Origin of the sequence: Bradyrhizobium manausense (assembly GCF_018130615.1) — a bacterium.
Taxonomy (GTDB): Bacteria; Pseudomonadota; Alphaproteobacteria; order Rhizobiales; family Xanthobacteraceae; genus Bradyrhizobium; species Bradyrhizobium manausense_A.
Map to the genome: position 1 here is coordinate 1 of NZ_JAFCKB010000020.1, position 19,733 is coordinate 19,733.

A 19,733-nucleotide genomic window follows, 5' to 3' on the forward strand; every position below is an offset into this window, starting at 1 on the left:
TACGTCGCAAAATCAAGCGCGCGGGGTGGGACAACAGCTTCCTCCTCGCCCTGTTCGGTCATATGCGATAGCCCTGCATCGGAAGGGGAGAGGCCGGATTGCATCGCAGATGCAATCCGGGTGAGGGGGGACTCTCCGCGAATCCGTCTTTTACCGTCTGCGCGGAGACTCCCCCTCACCCCGCAAGCGGAGAGAGGGGGAAGAGACGTTCCACCTCTCCGCAAACCGGTGCAGCGGCATGAATGTCTCGCACAGCTCCCGCCCCAGCGTCGTCAGCCCATAGCCGCCACCATCTCCGAGCTCCACGAACCGCGCCTCGCGCAGCTCGCTCAGCCGCGCCTGCAACACGGTTGGTGAAGCCTCGTCGCAGGCCGCGCGCAGCGCGCGCGAAGTGAGGGGCTCATCGCGCAGCTCCCATAATATTCGCAGGCTCCAGCGCCGGCCCAGGAGGTCGAGCAGCACCATGATCGGCCGGCCGGTGCGCGAGCCGCGCGCGCGGCGTTCTCCTGATGCTGCTCGTCTTGCCATCGCGACCCTCTTGCGTGTTGCTACGAATAATGTAGCATCGTGCTACAATAATTGTAGCAAGGACGACGCTCATGTCATCCCCGACGCCGCGTATTGCCCCGCTCGCGCCGCCTTATCCCCCGGAGATCCAGGCGCAGTTCGACCGCATCATGCGCGGAGCGCCGCCGCTGGTGCTGTTCCGGGTGATGGCGGGCCACGCCCGCGCCTGGGACAAGTTTCGCGCCGGCGGGCTTCTTGATCCGGGTCCGCTCTCCCTGCGCCAGCGCGAGATCGTCATCGATCGTACCTGTGCGCTGAATGGTTGCGAATATGAATGGGGCGTCCATGTCGCGGTTTTCGCCGGTCCTGCGAGGCTCACCGAGGACGAGGTCCACGCCACTGTCGCGGGCGATGCGACGTCACCCTGCTGGTCGCCGGCCGAGCAGGCCCTGATCGCGGCGGCGGACGGATTGCATCACCGCGCGACGTTAAGTGATGAAGAGTTTGCCGCGCTATCGGCGCATTACGACGTGGCGCAGATTCTGGAGGTCATGCTGCTGTGCGGCTTTTACCGCACGGTGTCGTACCTTGCGAACGGGCTGAGACTGCCGCTGGAGGAGAAGGCGGCGCGGTTTCCGGGGTAAGCGTGAACCCGGAATCTCGAAACTCTCAGGTGCGCAATTGCGCACCATAGTTCGATGCTTCGCATCGCCCCGGAACGACCGCACTCGAAACTAAGCCACGCCCGCCCGCAGCAGATCGTGCAGATGCACGATGCCGACCACCTTGCCCGCCTCGGTTACGACCAGCGTCGTGATCTTGCGCGTGTTCAACACCTCGATCATCTCGGTCGCGAGCATCGAGGGCGGCACCGTCTTGGGCTGCGTGGTCATGACGTCGTCGACCGAGGCCGTCAAAAGATCGGGCCGCATGTGGCGGCGCAAATCGCCGTCGGTGATGATGCCGACGGCCTCGTTCGCGGCGTTGACGATGCAGACGCAGCCGAGCCCCTTGGCCGACATCTCCATCACCGCGTCCGACATCTTGGTGCCTTCAGGCTTGACCGGGATCTCCGCGCCGGTGCGCATGTAGTCGCGGACGAATTTCAGCATTGCCCCCAGCTTGCCGCCGGGATGGAAATGCGCGAACTCCAGCGCGGTGAAGCCGCGGCCTTCGAGCAGCGCAATCGCAATGGCATCGCCGATCGCGACCTGCATCATCGTCGACGTCGTCGGTGCCAGATTGTGAGGGCAGGCCTCGCGGGCCTTCGGCAGCTCGATCACGACGTCGGCGGCCTGGCCGAGCGAGGACGCCGCGTTCGACGTCACCGCGATCATCGGGATCGCAAACCGCGCGGAATAGTTCACCAGCGTCTTCATCTCCGGCTGCTCACCGGACCAGGACAGCGCCATGATGACGTCGTCGGTGGTGATCATGCCGAGGTCGCCATGGGCGGCTTCCGCGGTGTGGACGAAGAAGGCGGGCGTGCCCGTCGAGGCCAGGGTCGCGGCGATCTTGCGCGCCATGTGGCCGGACTTGCCGAGCCCGGTGACGATGACGCGGCCCTTGGCGTTGCGGATCAGATCGATCGCCTTGGCGAACGCCTCGCCCAGTGGGCCGCGCAGGGCGGCCGCGAGCGCGTTGATGCCGCCGCTCTCGGTTTCCAGCGTGCGGAGCGCGGATTCGACGCTTGTGGATGTGGGGCCGGATGATTGGGTCATCAGCGGTTTCGAGCTCGGCATGTTTTGGTCCAGGGAGGAGGGGCATTGGCCCGTTGCCGGCCTGCTTAGCACGCCCCAGCCTCTGAGGCGACGCGAGCTCCAAAACCCTCAACGGGTCATTAACCATAATTGTTTTAACTCCATTAACGATGGTTCCCGCGAGCGAGCGGGAGGTCATCGCGAATGTGGTTGATTTCGTTGGAGTTATTCCATCGTGGGGTCGCCTCCAGGTAGGGGCCGGAGCAGTCGCGCGTACGCCTTCCGCGCCGCTTTGCCATGCCTGCTGCTGACCGCGCTGGAAACTGGCCCAGCGGCCGCCCAGAGCCTCACACCCGACCTGTTCAATCCCAGCCGCGGCGGCTTCGCCGCGCCCGACACGCTGCCGACGCGCCGCACGGCCGGCGTGCCGCAGGCCCCCTCGGATGCGGTCCCGCAGCCGCCGGACCCCAACGACGACCCGCGCAGGAAGAGCGATGCGCCCGCGACGACGCGCGTCGGCCAGGTGCCGACCTACGGCCTGCCCGCGGCCAACGGCGCGAGCGGCTCCGGCTACGATTCGCTCAACCGGAAGCGCCAGCAGCCAAAGCTCTATCCGGGCCAGCCCAAGCCGAAGCGCGCCGCCGGCCCGGGCTCTCCGGTGCCGCCTGCAGCGCCAGTGTCCACTCTCGGCCCGCCGCGCATTGCACCGCCGCCATCGGAGACCGCGCACAAGACGCCGGTATCGCCGGCGATGGCCGGCAACGTGCCCGGTCAGCCGCTGCGCCGCCGTCTTAAGGCCGACGACGATGCGTTCGGCGCGGTCGGCGATTACGCCGGCAGCTTTCTGATCAAGGGCGGGCTCGAGCTCTCCGCCGGCTACGACACCAACCCGGCGCGCCTGAACAAGCCGGTCGGCTCGCCGGTCTACGTGGTTGCGCCTGATCTGCTCGTGATGTCCGACTGGGAGCGCCACGCGCTGGTCGCTGACTTGCGCGGCTCGTTCTCGGGCTACACCAACAACATGCCCGCGACGATCGACGGCTTCCCCTCGCCGTCGCCGGTCGAGATCAACCGTCCCGATTTCACCGGTCATGTCGACGGCCGCTTCGACGTCGACCGCGACCTCAAGCTGACCTCGCAACTGCGCCTGCGGCTCGCCACCGACAATCCCGGCAGCCCGAATGTGCAGGCCGGTCTGCAGAAATATCCCGTCTACGCCACCTATGGCGGCACCTTCGGCTTCGACCAGACTTTCAACCGCTTCCAGGTCGCGGCGGGCGCGACGGTGGATCGCACTGCCTATACCGATTCCAAGCTGACTGACGGCTCGACCTTCAGCAACGACGACCGCGACTTCAACCAGTATGGCGGCGTCGGACGTTTCTCCTATGAGCTCAAGCCGGGCCTGAAGCCGTTCGTCGAGATCGAGGGCGACAACCGCGTCCACGACCAGGCCGCCGATCGCAACGGCTATCTGCGCGATTCATCCGGCGGTTACGCCAAGGTCGGCTCGTCCTTCGAGTTCTCGCGCATCCTCACCGGCGAAGTCTCGGTCGGCTATTCCGCGCGCAACTATGTCGATCCGCGGTTGAGCCAGCTTTCGGGCTTCCTGACCTCGGGCTCGCTGATCTGGAACGCGAGCGGGCTGACGACGGTGAAGTTCAACACCGACACGCAGATCGCGGAAACCACGATTCCCGGCTCTTCCGGCGTGCTGGTGCACACCTACGCCGCCGAAGTCGACCACGACTTCCGCCGCTGGCTCACCGCGATCGGTAAATTCACCTACGGCACCTACGACTACCAGGGCCAGAATCGCAACGACAAGACCTACTCGCTCGAAGGCAATCTGATCTACAAGCTCAACCGCAACGTCTGGATCAAGGGCACGCTGCGCCACGACATCCTGGATTCGAACGTCGCGGGAGCGAGCTCACAGGGGACGGTGGTGATGCTGGGGGTGAGGTTGCAGAATTAGCGGCGGCGCGTCGCTGGGTGGTACAGCGCTGCCAAGTCCTCAGGTGTCGTCCTGGCGAAAGCCAGGACCCATTATCACCGGCATTGATTTGGCGAAGACTAGCAGTTCTGTACCGCAACCGATCGCCATCGATAGATTCCGCGGTATGGGCCCTGGCTTTCGCCAGGACGACAGCGGAATGATTGTCTAGCTCTGCGCTATCGCAGAGCGAGCCGCAGCTTACCGCGGCAGATCCGTCTTCCCCATCAGGAACGTATCGATCGACCTTGCACACAGCCGGCCTTCGCGGATGGCCCACACCACCAGCGACTGGCCGCGGCGCATGTCGCCGGCGGAGAACACGTTCGGGCGCGAGGTCTGGTAGTCGAGCGTGTTGGCCTTGACGTTGCCGCGCGGGTCGAGGTCGACCGCGAGCTGCTTGAGCAAGCCCTCGTGCACAGGATGGACGAAGCCCATGGCGAGCAGGATCAGCTCGGCGTCGAGCTCGAATTCGGTGCCGGGAAGCGGCTTGAACTTGTCGTCGACGCGCACGCAGTGCAGCTTCTTGACCTTGCCGTTCTCGCCCGAAAACTTCTGCGTCAGCACGGCGAATTCGCGGACCGCGCCTTCGGCCTGGCTGGAGGAGGTGCGCATCTTCAGCGGCCAGTTCGGCCAGGTCAGGCCCTTGTTCTCGCGCTCGGGCGGGGCGGGCATGATCTCGAGTTGCGTCACGGACAGCGCGCCCTGGCGCAGCGAGGTGCCGATGCAGTCGCTTCCGGTGTCGCCGCCGCCGATGACGACGACATGCTTGCCGCCGGCCAAAATCTCGGTGACCCCGTTCAGCGGCTCGCTGGAGACGCGGCGGTTCTGCTGCGGCAGGAAGTCCATGGCGTAGTGGATGCCGTCGAATTCGCGGCCGGGGATCGGCAAATCGCGCGGGGCTTCCGCGCCGCCGGTCAGCGCGATCGCGTCGTACTGGTTGAGCATCTCGCGCGGATCGACATTACCGTCGGCGCCGACATGACTGTTGTAGTGGAAGGTGACGCCTTCGCCTTCCATCTGCTTGACGCGGCGGTCGATGACGCCCTTCTCCATCTTGAAGTCGGGAATGCCATAGCGAAGCAGTCCGCCGGCCTTGGCGTACTTCTCGAACAGATGCACGTCATGGCCGGCGCGCGCGAGCTGCTGGGCGCAGGCCATGCCGGCCGGGCCGGAGCCGATCACGGCGACCTTCTTGCCGGTCTTCACAGTGGCCACTTCAGGCTTCAGCCAGCCATTGTCCCAGGCCCGGTCGACGATTGCGCATTCGATGGTCTTGATGGTGACCGGGTTGTCGTCGATGTTAAGTGTGCAGGACGCTTCACATGGCGCAGGACAAATGCGGCCGGTGAACTCCGGGAAATTGTTGGTCGAGTGCAGGTTGCGCGAGGCTTCTTCCCAATTGCCCTGATAGACGAGGTCGTTGAAGTCAGGGATCTGGTTGTTGACCGGGCAGCCGGGCGTACCCGGCGCGACCGAGCCGGTGCCGTGGCAATAAGGAATGCCGCAGTTCATGCAGCGCGCGGCCTGGTCGCGCGTTTCCTTCTCAGTCAAGGGAACGACGAACTCGTTGTAATGCTTCACGCGCTCGGCGACCGGGGTGTACTTGCGGTCATGCCGTTCGATTTCGAGAAAACCCGTGATCTTGCCCATTAAACCCGAAGTCCCTGCCGCTTAGGTTTCTTTTCCGTCGTTCCGGGATGTGCGCGCCGCGCGCAGACCCGGAGCCTGGAGGTTGTTTTGCGAGATTCCGGGTTCGCGCCTCGCGCGCCCCGGAATGACGCGTTGTGAGAATTACGCCCCGATCGCGATTTTCGGCTCGGCGTCCGCGTTGGCGGCCAGTTCGCGCAGCGCGCGCCGGTACTCGACCGGCATCACCTTGCGGAATTTGGGCAGCCATTCCTTCCAGTTGGCCAGGATGTCGGCGGCGCGCTTGGAGCCGGTCGCCTTCGCATGGCGCGTGATCAGGACGTGCAGCCGCTCGACGTCGGAATCGAGCAGGTCCTTGAACACGTCGACCCGGCCATGCGCCTCGAGGTCACCGGAGTGGTGATAGGTGCCGGCGTTGATCAGCTCTTCCGACAGCACCGGCTCGAGCTCGACCATCGCCATGTTGCACAGCTTGTCGAAGCCGCCGGTTTCGTCGAGCACGTAGGCGATGCCGCCGGACATGCCAGCCGCGAAGTTGCGCCCGGTCTTGCCGAGCACGACCACGATGCCGCCGGTCATGTATTCGCAGCAATGATCGCCCGCGCCTTCGACGACGGCGACCGCGCCCGAGTTACGCACGGCGAAACGCTCGCCGGCGACGCCGCGGAAGTAGCACTCGCCCTGAATGGCGCCGTACATCACGGTGTTGCCGACGATGATGCTTTCTTCCGGCACGATGCCGCTGTTGGCCGGCGGCTTGACGATGATCTTGCCGCCCGAGAGACCCTTGCCGACATAGTCGTTGGCTTCACCCTCGAGCTCGAAGGTGACGCCGTTGGCCAGCCACGCGCCGAAGGCCTGGCCGGCAGTACCCCTGAGGCCGACATGGATGGTGTCGTGCGGCAGGCCGGCATGACCGTAGATCTTGGCGACCGCGCCCGACAGCATCGCACCCGCGGAGCGGTTGGTGCTGTTGATCTTGGCCTCGATCTTCACCGGCGCGCCGCGGTCGAGTGCAGGTTGCGCCTTCTCGATCAGCGAGCGGTCGAGCACGGCTTCCAGATGATGGTTCTGGCGCTCGGAGTGATAGATCTTCTGACCCTTCTCTTCCTTCTGCTTGACGAACAGCTTTGAGAAATCGAGGCCCTTGGCCTTCCAGTGCGCCACCAGCTTGGTCTGGTCGAGCAGCTGCACCTGGCCAACCATCTCGTTGAAGGTGCGGAAGCCGAGCGAGGCCATGATCTCGCGGACTTCCTCCGCGACGAAGAAGAAATAGTTGATCACGTGCTCGGGCTGGCCGGTGAAGCGCTTGCGCAGGACGGGATCCTGGGTGGCGACGCCGACCGGGCAGGTGTTGAGATGGCACTTGCGCATCATGATGCAGCCGGCCGCAATCAGCGGCGCGGTCGCAAAGCCGAACTCGTCGGCCCCTAACAGCGCGCCGATCACGACGTCACGGCCGGTGCGGAAGCCGCCGTCGACCTGGACCACGATGCGGCTGCGTAGCCGCTCGCGCACCAGCGTCTGGTGGGTCTCGGCGAGGCCGATCTCCCAGGGCGAGCCGGCATGCTTGATCGAGGTCAGCGGCGAAGCGCCGGTGCCGCCCTCGAAGCCTGCGATGGTGACGTGGTCGGCGCGCGCCTTGGCGACGCCCGCGGCGACCGTGCCGACGCCGATCTCGGACACCAGCTTGACCGAGACGTCGCCCGTCGGGTTGACGTTCTTGAGGTCGTAGATCAGCTGCGCCAGATCCTCGATCGAATAGATGTCGTGGTGCGGCGGCGGCGAGATCAGGCCGACGCCCGGCGTCGAATGCCGGACCTTGGCGATGGTCGCATCGACCTTGTGGCCGGGCAGCTGGCCGCCTTCGCCGGGCTTGGCACCTTGCGCCATCTTGATCTGCATCATGTCGGAGTTGACGAGATACTCCGTGGTGACGCCGAAACGGCCCGAGGCGACCTGCTTGATCGCCGAACGCATGGAATCGCCGTTCGGCATCGGCTTGAAGCGGTCGGCTTCCTCGCCGCCTTCGCCGGTATTCGACTTGCCGCCGATCCGGTTCATCGCGATCGCGAGCGTGGTGTGCGCCTCGCGCGAGATCGAGCCGAAGCTCATCGCGCCCGTGGCGAAACGCTTGACGATGTCCTTGGCCGACTCGACCTGGTCGAGCGGGATCGGCTTGCGCTTCTCTTCTTCCGCGTTCTTGATCCGGAACAGGCCGCGCAGCGTCAGAAGGCGCTCCGACTGCTCGTTGAGGATTTTTGCGAAGGCGCGATAGCGTTCCAGCGAATTGCCGCGTGCAGCATGCTGGAGAAGCCCGACCGATTCCGCGGTCCAGGCATGGTCCTCGCCGCGGCTGCGATAGGCATATTCGCCGCCGACGTCGAGCGCGGTCTTGTAGACCTGCGCCTCGCCGAATGCGTCGGCGTGACGGCGCACGGCTTCTTCCGCGATCTCGGCAAGACCGACACCCTCGACGCGGGTGTGCGTCCCGGCAAAGAATTTTGCGACGAAGTCCGCCTTGAGGCCGACCGCGTCAAAGATCTGCGCGCCGCAATAGGACTGGTAGGTCGAGATGCCCATCTTGGACATCACCTTCAGCAGGCCCTTGCCGATCGACTTGATGTAGCGCTTGACGATCTCGTAGTCGTCGAGCGAGCCGGGCAGGCGGTCCTTCATCGCGATGATGGTTTCGAACGCGAGGTAAGGATTGATCGCCTCGGCGCCGTAGCCCGCGAGGCAGGCGAAGTGATGCACTTCGCGCGGCTCGCCGGATTCGACGACCAGGCCGACCGAGGTGCGCAAGCCGGTGCGGATCAGGTGATGATGCACGGACGCGCAGGCCAGCAGCGAGGGGATCGGCACGCGGTCGGTGCCGACCATGCGGTCGGACAGGATGATGATGTTGACGCCTTCGCGCACCGCGCTCTCGGCGCGGGCGCAGAGCTCGTCCAGCACCTGGTCCATGCCGGCCGCGCCGAGACCGGCGTGGAAGGTGGTGTCCAGCGTGCGGGACTTGAAGTGCGATTCAGCGACGTCCGAGATCGAGCGGATCTTTTCGAGATCCGCGTCGGTCAGGATCGGCTGGCGCGCTTCCAGGCGCTTGGTGGTGGCGAGGCCCTGAAGATCGAACAGGTTCGGCCGGGGTCCGATGATGGAGACGAGGCTCATCACCAGCTCCTCGCGGATCGGATCGATCGGCGGGTTGGTGACCTGCGCAAAGTTCTGCTTGAAGTAGGTGAACAGAGGCTTGGCCTTGTCCGACAGCGCCGAGATCGGCGTGTCGTTGCCCATCGAGCCCGCGGCTTCCTCGCCGGTGGCCGCCATCGGCGTCATCAGGATGGTGATGTCTTCCTGGCTGTAGCCGAACGCCTGCTGGCGATCCAAAAGAGACAGGTTCGAGCGCACGCCGGTGGTCGGCACCTTCGGCAGCTCTTCCAGCACGATCTGGGTCCGCTCCAGCCACTCCTTGTAGGGATGGCTCTTGGCGAGCTCGGCCTTGATCTCGTCGTCCGGGATCAGGCGGCCCTGCTCGAGGTCGACCAGCAGCATCTTGCCGGGCTGCAGGCGCCACTTGGTGATGATCTGGTCCTCGGGGATCGTCAGCACGCCCATTTCGGACGCCATCACGATGCGGTCGTCCTTGGTGACGAGATAGCGCGCCGGCCGCAATCCGTTGCGGTCGAGCGTGGCGCCGATCTGGCGGCCGTCGGTGAAGGCGATCGCGGCGGGGCCGTCCCACGGCTCCATCAGCGCGGCATGATATTCGTAGAAGGCGCGGCGCTTCTCATCCATCAAGGGATTGCCGGCCCACGCCTCCGGAATCATCATCATGACGGCGTGCGGCAGCGAGTAGCCGCCCTGCACCAGGAATTCGAGCGCGTTGTCGAAGCACGCGGTGTCCGACTGGCCCTCGTAGGAGATCGGCCACAGCCGGCTGATGTCCTTGCCGTAGAGCTCCGAGCTCACCGAAGCCTGGCGCGCAGCCATCCAGTTGGTGTTGCCGCGCAGCGTGTTGATCTCGCCGTTATGCGCGATCATGCGATAGGGATGCGCCAGCGACCACGCCGGGAAGGTGTTGGTCGAGAAGCGCTGGTGAACGAGCGCGAGCGCGCTCTCGAAGTCCTTCTCGTGCAGATCGGGATAGTACTTGCCGAGCTGGTCGGCGAGGAACATGCCCTTGTAGATCACGGTGCGGCAGGACATCGAGCAGGGGTAATAGCCCGCGAGCCCGCGGTCGCGGCGCTGGTAGATCGCCTGCGAGATCGACTTGCGCAGGATGTAGAGCCGGCGCTCGAATTCGTCCTCGGTCTTGGCGACGCCGTTGCGGCCGATGAACACCTGCATGCAGGCGGGTTCGGTCGGCTTCACGGTGACGCCGAGCGAGGAATTGTCGGTCGGCACGTCGCGCCAGCCGAGCAGGGTCAGGCCCTCGTCCTTGACCTGGTCGGCGATGATGCTCTTGATGACGTTGCGCCAAGCGGTGTCGCGCGGCATGAACAGCGCGCCGATGGCGTATTCGCCGGGCGCGGGCAGCTCGAACTTGTTCTCCTTGGCCTTGCGGCTGAAGAAGGCGTGCGGGATCTGCACCAGGATGCCGGCGCCGTCACCGGCGCGCGGGTCGGCGCCGACGGCGCCGCGATGTTCGAGGTTGCAGAGGATGCTCAGCGCGTCCGAGACGATCTCGTGCGACTTCTTGCCCTTGATGTTGGCGATGAAGCCGACGCCGCAGGAATCCTTCTCCAGGCTCGGATCGTAAAGACCTTCGGCTTTGGGGCGTGAATTGTGTTCCTGAATCGGATCGGTCGTTTTCGAGGCGACCGTCGCCGACAGCTCTTCTGCCACGATGTTTCCGCGCTCGAATTGCGACCCGTTCATTGTTCCAATCCTCTCCATGCGGCGAGCTGCCTCACCGCCATCTTCGGCGCACCTTGGGCGTTCCGCGGCACCCGCCTCTGGGTCACCGCTCGTCCGCTGCGAGCCGCATTTTCTTAAATTCAGGCCAAGGCGCTCTTCGTCCCCGAGAACGGCTTTGCCTGTTGCCTTATGGTGCTCGAAAGCACCGACTTTCGTTGCAATCCCTATGCCGGGACCGCAAGCAAAATTGAGACAGTCTTCCTGTCCTAACAATCACCTTGCCAAATTTTTGTCTATCACACAAGCGCGCGGAAGTCCCGATTCCCGATATGTCAATCAATCGCTTTCCGAAAGTTGCGCGGCCCCGGTTTTGAAGCAAACGCGCCGCGATCCGGCCCAAGCGGCGCCGAAATCCCGGATGAAGCTCCGGATCAGCCCTTCGAAAGGCGCGCCACGCCGCAAGAAGCGAAAGAGCGCGAGCATCGGGGGGCCTGACAGGAGCGTGTCGACCATGAAGTTTTTCACAGGATGTGTGGCTGCCACCACGCTGGTGCTGGCTGCAACTGCTGCCCAGGCGCAAGTTCCATCGAGCGGTATCGGGGGCGGGGCCATGATCTCGGTCTCGGATTTCGATGGGCCGTACGGGCCGGGCGAAGCTGGGCCGTCTCCGCCGCCGCGTTACGGTTACGGCTATGGTTATGAGGAGCGCGGCCCGGCGCCGGCGTTGCTGCCGCCCACCGAGGTCTACGCGGTGCTCCGCGAAAACGGCTTCTCGCCACTCGGCATCCCGCGCCTGCGCGGCGCTGTCTATACCATCGCGGTGATCGACCGCCGCGGCGATGATGGCCGGCTCGTGATCGACGCCCGCGACGGCCGGATCATCCGCTTCATGCCGGCCGCAGATGCCTATGGCATGGCGCCCGCCTATGAGGGGCCTGCGGTGGTGCCTTACCGGCCCCAAAGCGCGCTGCCGCCGCCGACCATGGTCCGTGGCGGCCCGCCGCGTCCGCCCGCGCCGATCCCGCATGTTGCCAGCCGCACCGTGCCGCTGCCCAAGGCCGCCCCGCCGCGCGCCGAGACCCCGGTGGCGGCCAAGCCCGCAGATCAGACGGCGCAGCAGGCCCAGCCCGCGCAGCAGACCGCCGCCGTGCAGGCCAAGCCCGTCGAAGCCGCGCCGCAAGCCGCCGCTCCGACCGTCGGCCAGGCCAAGCCGGCCGCAACGATCCTGCCGACGCAGGACATGCCGGCCGCGCAGGGGCTGGATTAGAGCAAGACAAAAGCGCCCGAAGACGCGGGCGCTTTTGCCTCACAGCATCTGTGCTTCAGCTCCGCGGATAGCCCGCAGCGTCCAGGATCAAATTTGCGACGTCCTTCGGATGCGACACCAGCGAGAGGTGGCCGGCGTCGAGCTCGATCGTGGTTGCGTTCATCCGCTTGGCGAGGAAACGTTCGAGATCGGGATTGATGGTGCCGTCGTTCTTCGACACCGCATACCAGCTCGGCTTGGAGTGCCAGGCAGCTTCAGTTGTGCGGCCGGCGAAGATCGAGGCGGCCGTCGGCCATTGCACGGCGTAGAGCTCCTTCGCCCGCTCCGGCGCGACGCCGTTGGCGAAATATTTCAGGAACGCGTCTTCCGAAAGCTTCGTATAGCCGTCGCGCTCGACGATGCCGGCGCGCGCGGGGCCCGCCGGAAACTGCTTCGACAGCGCGACGAAATCCTCGTTGGCATCGGGCGCGCGTGCGGCGATGTAGACAAGACCGGTGACCTTCGGATCGGTGCCGACCTGGCTGATCACGGTGCCGCCCCAGGAATGCGCGACCAGCACCGTCGGACCGTCCTGCTCGGCCAGCGCGCGTTTGGTCGCCTCGACGGAGTCCGCAAGCGACGAAAGCGGATTCTGCACGGCCGTCACGTGAAGGCCTGCGGCCTGGAGGATCGGGATCACCTCCGACCAGCTCGAGCCGTCGGCCCAGGCGCCGTGCACCAGCACGACGTTCTTGGCCTTCACGGACTGCGGGGTCTGTGCATGGGCCAGGCTGATGGGAGCCGCCAGCAGGCTCGCGGCGACGAAAAGGCTGCGCCAGAAAGTCATGATCGTTCTCCGTCTTGTTTTGGATGCGATGTCCAAAGGACGGAGCGGGACGCCGTGGCGTTACACGGCTCACCGTTCTGTGATGCGGTGCAAAAAGGGCAGCCAAACAAACGGTGCCGTCCAGGCGAAGGCCGGGACCCATAGCCACCGGGCGATGTTTGGCGAAGACTTGGAGTTTGGTACTCCCGCCGTGCATGCTCGATAGATCACGCGGTATGGCCTTCGCCGGGACGACGATGCGTAGAGAGCCGCGCAAAAACGAAAAAACGCCCCGGGGCACCGGGGCGTTTTCGCAACCTGAAAGCGGCGTGCGCGCTTAAGCGGCGACCGAGCTCTCGATCACCTGCGCCTTCGTTGGGCCAGCGTTGATCGCGATCTGGCGCGGCTTCTTGGCTTCGGGAATCTCGCGTACGAGGTCGACATGGAGCAGGCCGTTCTCGAGCGAGGCGTCCTTCACCTGCACGAAGTCGGCAAGCTGGAAGGCGCGTTCGAAGGCGCGGGCGGCGATGCCGCGATAGAGCACTTCGGACTTCGAGTTCTCGCCTGCGACTTTCTCGCCCTTGATCGTCAGCGTGTTTTCCTTCGCGACGATGGAGAGCTCATCCTTGGCGAAGCCGGAGACCGCGACGGTGATGCGGTAGGCGTTCTCGCCGGTGCGCTCGATGTTGTAGGGGGGATAACCGGGGCTGCCGTCAGAGCCTGCCTGGTCGAGCAAGTTGAAGAGGCGATCGAAGCCGACGGTGGAACGATAGAACGGGGTGAGATCGTAGGTACGCATGGTCAAGTCCTCCATTGAGCGACTGTTCAGGTAACCCGCCCGCCAATCGGGCCGGGCTTTCGTCTGTGTGCAGCCTGATGTTCCGGTTCCGAAACACTGGTAGCGGCCTGCACTCAGATGATATGGGTGGGTCCAGACGGCGTTCAAGAGGGCGGCAATGGCGCCTTTTCGGCGCTCCCGCCCCTTGATTTGCAGCACTTGCTTCACAGCACTTGGCGCCCAAGCACTTCCCATCATGACGCTGGTCTCGATTCCCTCCAACCCCGTACCCGAAGACGTCGTCAGCGGCTTCATCAAGACGCCAGACGGGGTCGAACTGCGCTTCGCGCGCTGGGCGCCGCCGGCCAACCGCAAGGGCACCGTCTGCGTCTTCACCGGACGCAGTGAGCAGATCGAGAAATATTTCGAGACCGTGCGCGATTTGCGCGATCGCGGCTTTGCGGTGGCGATGATCGACTGGCGCGGGCAGGGCCATTCCTCGCGCCGCCTGCGCGATCCGCGCAAGGGCTATGTGCGCAATTTCTCCGATTACGAGATCGACGTGGAGGCGTTCGTGCAGCAGGTGGTGCTGCCGGATTGTCCGCCGCCGTACTTCGCGCTGGCCCATTCCATGGGCGGAGCGGTGCTCCTGCGCCTCGCACATGCGCAGAAACGCTGGTTCGACCGCATGGTGCTGTCGGCGCCGATGATCGACCTGCCTGGTCGCGCCACCTCGTTTCCGGTGCGGGCGCTGTTGAAGGCGATGCGCCTGCTGGGGCGGGGCGGCGGTTACGTTCCCGGCGGCAGCGACCAACTCACCGGGCTGTCTCCCTTCATCAACAATCCCCTGACCAGCGATCCCGTGCGCTATGCGCGCAACGTTGCAATTCTGGAGGAGGACCCGACGCTTGGCCTGGCGTCGCCGACGGTGGCCTGGGCCGATACCGCATTCCGCGCGATGCGAACCTTCAAGGGCCTGAGCTATCCCTCCGAGATCCGTCAGCCGATCCTGATGCTGGCGGCCTCCAACGACACCGTGGTCTCGACCGCGGCGATCGAGGAATTCGCCTACCATCTGCGCGCCGGCTCCCATCTCGTGATCGCCGGCTCGAAGCACGAGATTCTGCAGGAGCAGGACCGCTACCGCTCCCAGTTCTGGGCGGCCTTCGACGCCTTCGTGCCGGGGACGCCGCTGTTCAAGTGAGGCGGCTCGGACGCGTTCCGCGCCACTGACCGTTCCACAAACTCCGGGCTTGTCCCGGGCATGACGATGACGAGGTGCTACAGCGTCTTCAGGTACTCGATCAAATCGTAGCGCTCTTGCTCCTTGAGCACGCGGCCGATGGTGCCGTCCTTGCCGGGGCCTGGCGTGCCGTCGAACGAGTGGCCCGCATTGCTGTTGCCGTACATCTCGGTGCCATCGGGTGCTCGCGTCGAAAAGCGCGACTGCCCGGTCTTGCAGCTCTCGCCGTCGGCGACCGCGAAGCCGACCTGCTTCGGATCGTAGTCGCGACCGCCGCCCATGCAGAACGATTTAGGCCGCTCGGCCGCAGGGCTCAGCATCCAATAAAGCGAAGGCACCGATCCATTGTGGAGATAAGGCGCGGTGGCCCAGACGCCGTTGAGCGGACGCGCGCGATACCAGGGGCCCTTCTCCTGCTTGTCGGGCGGCTGCGGACCCGGATCGGGGCAGTTCTTGCGCTTACCCCACCAGGCCTGCTGAACCTTCGGATCGATCTTGGCATCGTCCATCGCCTTGCGGCTGACGATGTCGACGAGCACCATCAGGCCAAGCGAGTACGGCATGTCGGTCGACGAAATATCCGGCAGATTGCAGTTCCACCAGGCATTGAGTTTCTGCGTGGGATCGAGCTTGAGAAAGCCCGGCACCTGAACCGTCCGCGTTGCCAGCACGCTGGCCTGGGCGGGGTCGGTCCCCATGCCCTTGGCGCTTTTCTGTACCTCGTTCAGGAATTTGTCGTCGCCGATGGTTTCCCACCGCGACGCCCAGACGCTCTGCTCCGGGAATTCCGCGTCGAAGACGGGATCGTTGACCGGACCGAGATGGCATTCGACGCAGATCTCCGCATAGAGCTTGCGGCCGCTTTTGACGCGGTCGCCATCGATCTTCCACGCATCATCGCCGAAGATGTCCGACGGCCATTTCGGCGAGGTCAGTCCGGAGAGCTGCTTCTTGGGATAGGGCGCCGACCCCTTCAGCAGATCCTCGATCCAGTTCAGATTCTTGATGTCCATCGACGATCGGAACAGCGTGTCCCTTGGCGTCGTGTCGGACAGATTGAGCAGCGCGGTCACGCCAAGCGCTTCGCCGGCGTTGCGGATCAGCGGTTGTTCGATCGACGCGTCATATTGCGCGAACTTGAGCCAGGGCACGGTCCAGATCGGCGGGAAGCTGACCGGTGCGTCCTTGGCGTGCAGATTCTTCTCGAAGCCGCTGAGGCCGCTCAGCGTCATGTCCTGGGAGAAGACCTGGTTGCCGATGCGGTTGAGCGCGTCGAGGCGGCCATAACCCTCCTCGGTGTCCTGCTGCTGCTCGTCCCGCTTCGTCTTCTCGTTGAACCTCGTCTTGCCCGCGATGGTCTTGTCGTAGGTCTTCTCCCAGTCGGCCAGGAATGTGCCGATCGTACTCAGTTTCTGCTTCAGGGTATCGCGGTCGGCGTCGCTGGCGGAAGGGCCGAGCACACGGTCGGCAAAGCGCGTGAAGCGGCCCGGCACGAGGAGCGTGTAGGCGATCGAGAGGCCGGTGGTGACCTCGAGCTTCCTGAGGTCGGTCATCGCCGGGCCGCCGTCGAAGCGAATGTCGATGCCCTTGTAGTGGATCTGCCCGGTGTGGCAGGCGGCGCAGGTCAGGCCGATCCGGTCCTCGCCGACCTTGCCGGTCGCGGGATCGGGCACGCCGGTCATGCGCGCAAAGCCGACGGGCAGGCCGTCGACGTTGTCGGCCTGCGCTCCCCAATTGACCGGCGGGTCCCAAAGCCGCGCCGGCACCGGCTTTGTCTTGTCGTAGACGTTGGCATAGCCGTAGCGGCGCAGCGTGGCGTCGTCGGTGTTGATCGTCTGCGGGCTCGGGATGAAGCCGAAGCGCTGCAGATGGTCGCTGTCATGCAGCATTCCGGGCCTCGCGAAGAAGTGAAGCCGCGGCTGCTCGAGCGCCATGAACCAGCTATAGGGCACCGGGAAAGTCGCGGTGCCCTGGCTGGCGTGATGAAACCAGTGCCGGTCCTCCAGCGCCCAATTCTGCTCGAGCCAGTACGCGGCCTTGGGTTCGACGAGCTTCGGCAACGGCGGGGCGACGAACTGGCCGATGACGTGGGGTAGCATCGGCTGAAATTGATCGGGAAAGCGCAGCGCCACGATGCCAAAGACGAGCAGCGCGGCGACCAGTCCGCCGGCGGCGCGCAAGACAAGCGAGGGCGGGGTGACCGGCTTGCTGACGACCCGCTGGCTGATCCTGTCCGGGAATTTGCGCTCGTTGAACAATGTCCTCACCTCGGCCACGCTGAGATAACGGTCGTCGCCCTGGCCCTTGCCCATGATCCTGAGCAGGACCGGCCACTCGAACTTCATCAGGATCGGGTAGTACCAGCGCGCCTGATTGCAGGCGCGCTTGAGATTGTCGTTCATGAAGGTCTGGATCTGCGAGGCGTTGAGGCCGACCTCCGTGCCGCCGTCGGGATCTGCATAGGTGGCGCCGAAACCGGCGAGCCGCGTGATCTCGTCCTCGTCGACCTTGCCGTCGACGCCGAGGATGCGCGAGCCGGCGCCGAGCTTGTCGAGCGGGCCGCCGCGCAAGCGATTGAGCTGCGCGCCCCAGAAGATGCTTTGCAGGATGTGACAGGCGCCGTTGGCGATCAGCGCGACGCCGCGGACCTGGATGCGGGCCGAAGTCTTCTTCAGTCCGGTCTCGCCGCTTGCATTTGCGATGGTCTGCGACAGCGTTCGAAGCGGGACGGTGCCGCCATCCACAAGACCTTCGCCGACGAGGCCGCGCAGGAAGGGACAGGGATTGTTCGGCGAGACTTCGATTGAGGGATCGAGCGGCTTCTTGCGGGAGGCATCCATCGGCAAAATCCCAAAGCAAACGAATCGTGAAATGCGGCCGCGCCGATCAAGCGCGGAAAGTCCTAACAAACAGACAGCGGACGCGGCGCAGCTATACTACTTCAGCGTGTGAACGAAATGTGGCTGAATCCACTCAGCTGTCAATAAAGCCGGGCGTGAGATCGCGGCGCGTGCCCGGGCCGACCTTCAGGATTAGCCCTCAGGATTCGGCGGCGCGTCTGATGTCGCTCTGGACCAGAGTGAGCTTGCTGGCCGGCACGCCCGCCTTCAGGAGCCCGTCGCGGTAATGCGCGATGTCCTCGGGCCGTTTCCAGTGAAAATTCCGCAAATGGCGGTCGACATTCAGGGTCGGGTAATTGCTCATCAGCACGCCCGTCGCCTCGGCCGCCTCGCCGGTCCGGCCCAATTGCGCCAACGCCGCGGCGCGGATCGCCAGCGCCTGCATGTGGTTCGGGTTGATGTAGAGCTGCTCGCGAGCCCAGGACAGCGTCGCGTCATACTGGCGGACGAGGTAGTGGCTGAAGGCGTTCAGCGCGGCCCATTGATAGCGCGGGTCGCTGTTGTCGCGTTGGGCGGCCATCGAGAACAGCTCGATCGCCTGCTTGTGCTCGCCGATGACGAAATGGCAGATGCCGAGCACGCCGCGTGCGCCCATGTCGTAGGGATTGAGGGCGACCGCGCGCTTGGCGGCGTCCATCGCCGCCTCGTCATGGCCTTCCATCGCGTGCGCCCAGGACAGGATCGAGAACGCAAAGGACGAGCGCGGGTCGAGCCGGACGCTCGTTTCGGCAAGCGCCATCGCTTCGGCCCACATCTCGCGCGTGCCTTTGACCCAGCCGAACTGGATGCTCTGGATCTGGATCGTGGCGAGATAGGCGTGTGCGATCGACAGTTTGGGATCGAGCGCGATCGCCTCCCGGAACAGGTCGACGGCCGTGCTCAAATCCTCCTTGGTCTGCCGGTAATAATGCGACAGGCCTTTCAGGAAGCGGTCCCAGGCGGTGATGTCGTTGGTTGGGCGCGCGGGCGCGGAGGCCTCGGCCCGGACGATCTCGGTGGCGATCGCGGCGGACAAATTGGTCGTGATCTCGTCCTGCATCGCGAAGAGATCGCCGATGTCGCGGTCGTAGCGGCCGGTCCAGAGCTGCTCGCCGGTTTCCGGCGCGATCAGCTCGGCGGTGACGCGGATCTTGGCGCCAGAGCGCCGCACCGAACCCTGGATCAGGTAGGTGGCGTCGATCTCGCGTGCGATCACGCGGGTGCTGATCGTCTTGCCCTTGAAGGCGAAGGTCGAGTTGCGGCTCAGCACGCGGTAGAAGGATTGCAGCGACAGTGCGTGGATCAGATCCTCGGTCAGGCCGTCGGAGAAATATTCGTCCTGGGCGTCGCTGAGATTGGCAAAGGGCAGCACGCCGACAATCGCGGTGCGGTAGGCTTGCGACAGCGCCGATCCTTCTTTCAGCTCGGGCGCGAGCGCGGGCGCGCCCTCGGGCGTCCAGGTCCAGACCCCGATCGGATCCTTGATGTTCTTGAAGCGATGGTTGCCGCCGTCCACCAGCGGCACGGTGAGATGCTTGCTTGCTTCCTTATAAGCCTTGGCCGAGATCGCGAATCCGCCGGGGCTCGCCACCGATTCCAGGCGGACGGCAATGTTCACGTCGTCGCCGAACACTTCGTCCTCGTCGGCGATGACGTCACCCATGTGGATGCCGAGCCGGAACTGCATGGCGCGGTCGGCGGGCAGATGGTGGTTGCGCTCCGCCATCAGCACCTGCATCGCGATCGCGGCTTCGGCGGCGCCGACGATGGAGGGAAATTCCAGCAGGAAGCCGTCGCCGGTGTTTTTGACGACACGGCCGCCATGATTGAGGATGATGGGATGGATCGCGCTGCGATGGGCCTTGAAGACGGCATGGGTGCCGGCCTCGTCAGTGCCCATCATGCGCGAATAGCCGGCGACATCGGCGCAGACGATGGCGGCCAGACGTCTTTCCATATCCTCGGAGCTCCAAGGGAGAGGGGCCAGCGACCGCGTGGCAGCCGCTTCGAATCCCGCATCTCAAAAACCGTGCCTTTATAGAGCAGATGAT

Annotated in this window: 13 protein-coding genes; 4 read left to right on the forward strand and 9 right to left on the reverse strand. The window is 64.9% G+C overall.

The window, feature by feature from the left end; all coding sequences use genetic code 11:
* Positions 1–150: 150 nt before the first annotated feature.
* Positions 151–528: a winged helix-turn-helix transcriptional regulator gene (locus tag JQ587_RS28940; protein ID WP_212427616.1), complete on the reverse strand. Its 378-nt coding sequence runs from the start codon at positions 526–528 to the stop codon at positions 151–153.
* Between the two features lie 71 nt (positions 529–599).
* Here JQ587_RS28940 and JQ587_RS28945 point away from each other — a divergent pair, with 71 nt between their 5' ends.
* On the forward strand, positions 600–1,151 hold the full coding sequence (locus tag JQ587_RS28945; RefSeq protein ID WP_212427617.1) for a carboxymuconolactone decarboxylase family protein: 552 nt from the start codon (positions 600–602) through the stop codon (positions 1,149–1,151).
* A gap of 90 nt (positions 1,152–1,241) precedes the next feature.
* On the opposite strand, the gene JQ587_RS28950 is transcribed toward JQ587_RS28945, so the two are convergent.
* Positions 1,242–2,249: a KpsF/GutQ family sugar-phosphate isomerase gene (locus JQ587_RS28950; RefSeq protein WP_212427618.1), complete on the reverse strand. Its 1,008-nt coding sequence runs from the start codon at positions 2,247–2,249 to the stop codon at positions 1,242–1,244.
* A 193-nt stretch (positions 2,250–2,442) separates the two neighbouring features.
* Between JQ587_RS28950 and JQ587_RS28955 the strand changes: the two genes are divergently transcribed.
* Complete coding sequence (locus tag JQ587_RS28955; protein ID WP_212427619.1) at positions 2,443–4,185, forward strand: outer membrane beta-barrel protein; 1,743 nt, start codon at positions 2,443–2,445, stop codon at positions 4,183–4,185.
* Positions 4,186–4,404: 219 nt separating this feature from the next.
* On the opposite strand, the gene JQ587_RS28960 is transcribed toward JQ587_RS28955, so the two are convergent.
* The 3 genes from JQ587_RS28960 to JQ587_RS28970 form a co-directional block, all read right to left on the reverse strand.
* Complete coding sequence (locus tag JQ587_RS28960) at positions 4,405–5,856, reverse strand: glutamate synthase subunit beta (protein WP_212297242.1); 1,452 nt, start codon at positions 5,854–5,856, stop codon at positions 4,405–4,407.
* Between the two features lie 141 nt (positions 5,857–5,997).
* A complete protein-coding gene (gltB, locus tag JQ587_RS28965) occupies positions 5,998–10,731 on the reverse strand; it encodes a glutamate synthase large subunit (protein ID WP_212427620.1) in 4,734 nt (1,577 codons plus the stop codon).
* Between the two features lie 315 nt (positions 10,732–11,046).
* Positions 11,047–11,223 (reverse strand): hypothetical protein, encoded by a 177-nt coding sequence (locus JQ587_RS28970; protein ID WP_212297240.1) that lies wholly within the window; start codon positions 11,221–11,223, stop codon positions 11,047–11,049.
* On the opposite strand from JQ587_RS28970, the gene JQ587_RS28975 reads away from it, so the two are divergent.
* Positions 11,222–11,977 carry a hypothetical protein gene (locus JQ587_RS28975; protein WP_212427621.1) on the forward strand — a complete coding sequence of 252 codons (756 nt, stop codon included), beginning with the start codon at positions 11,222–11,224 and terminating at the stop codon, positions 11,975–11,977. The two genes, JQ587_RS28970 and JQ587_RS28975, sit on opposite strands and share 2 nt — an antisense overlap.
* Positions 11,978–12,032: 55 nt before the next feature.
* On the opposite strand, the gene JQ587_RS28980 is transcribed toward JQ587_RS28975, so the two are convergent.
* Complete coding sequence (locus JQ587_RS28980; protein ID WP_212297238.1) at positions 12,033–12,803, reverse strand: alpha/beta fold hydrolase; 771 nt, start codon at positions 12,801–12,803, stop codon at positions 12,033–12,035.
* 316 nt (positions 12,804–13,119) lie between these two features.
* Positions 13,120–13,581 (reverse strand): Hsp20 family protein, encoded by a 462-nt coding sequence (locus JQ587_RS28985; protein WP_212297237.1) that lies wholly within the window; start codon positions 13,579–13,581, stop codon positions 13,120–13,122.
* Between the two features lie 235 nt (positions 13,582–13,816).
* On the opposite strand from JQ587_RS28985, the gene JQ587_RS28990 reads away from it, so the two are divergent.
* Entirely contained in the window at positions 13,817–14,764 is a 948-nt protein-coding gene (locus JQ587_RS28990; protein WP_212297236.1) for an alpha/beta fold hydrolase, read from the forward strand.
* A gap of 77 nt (positions 14,765–14,841) precedes the next feature.
* On the opposite strand, the gene JQ587_RS28995 is transcribed toward JQ587_RS28990, so the two are convergent.
* Both JQ587_RS28995 and JQ587_RS29000 read right to left on the reverse strand, forming a co-directional pair.
* Positions 14,842–17,643 carry a di-heme-cytochrome C peroxidase gene (locus tag JQ587_RS28995; protein WP_212427622.1) on the reverse strand — a complete coding sequence of 934 codons (2,802 nt, stop codon included), beginning with the start codon at positions 17,641–17,643 and terminating at the stop codon, positions 14,842–14,844.
* A gap of 199 nt (positions 17,644–17,842) precedes the next feature.
* Complete coding sequence (locus JQ587_RS29000; protein ID WP_212297234.1) at positions 17,843–19,639, reverse strand: adenylate/guanylate cyclase domain-containing protein; 1,797 nt, start codon at positions 19,637–19,639, stop codon at positions 17,843–17,845.
* Positions 19,640–19,733 lie beyond the last annotated feature (94 nt).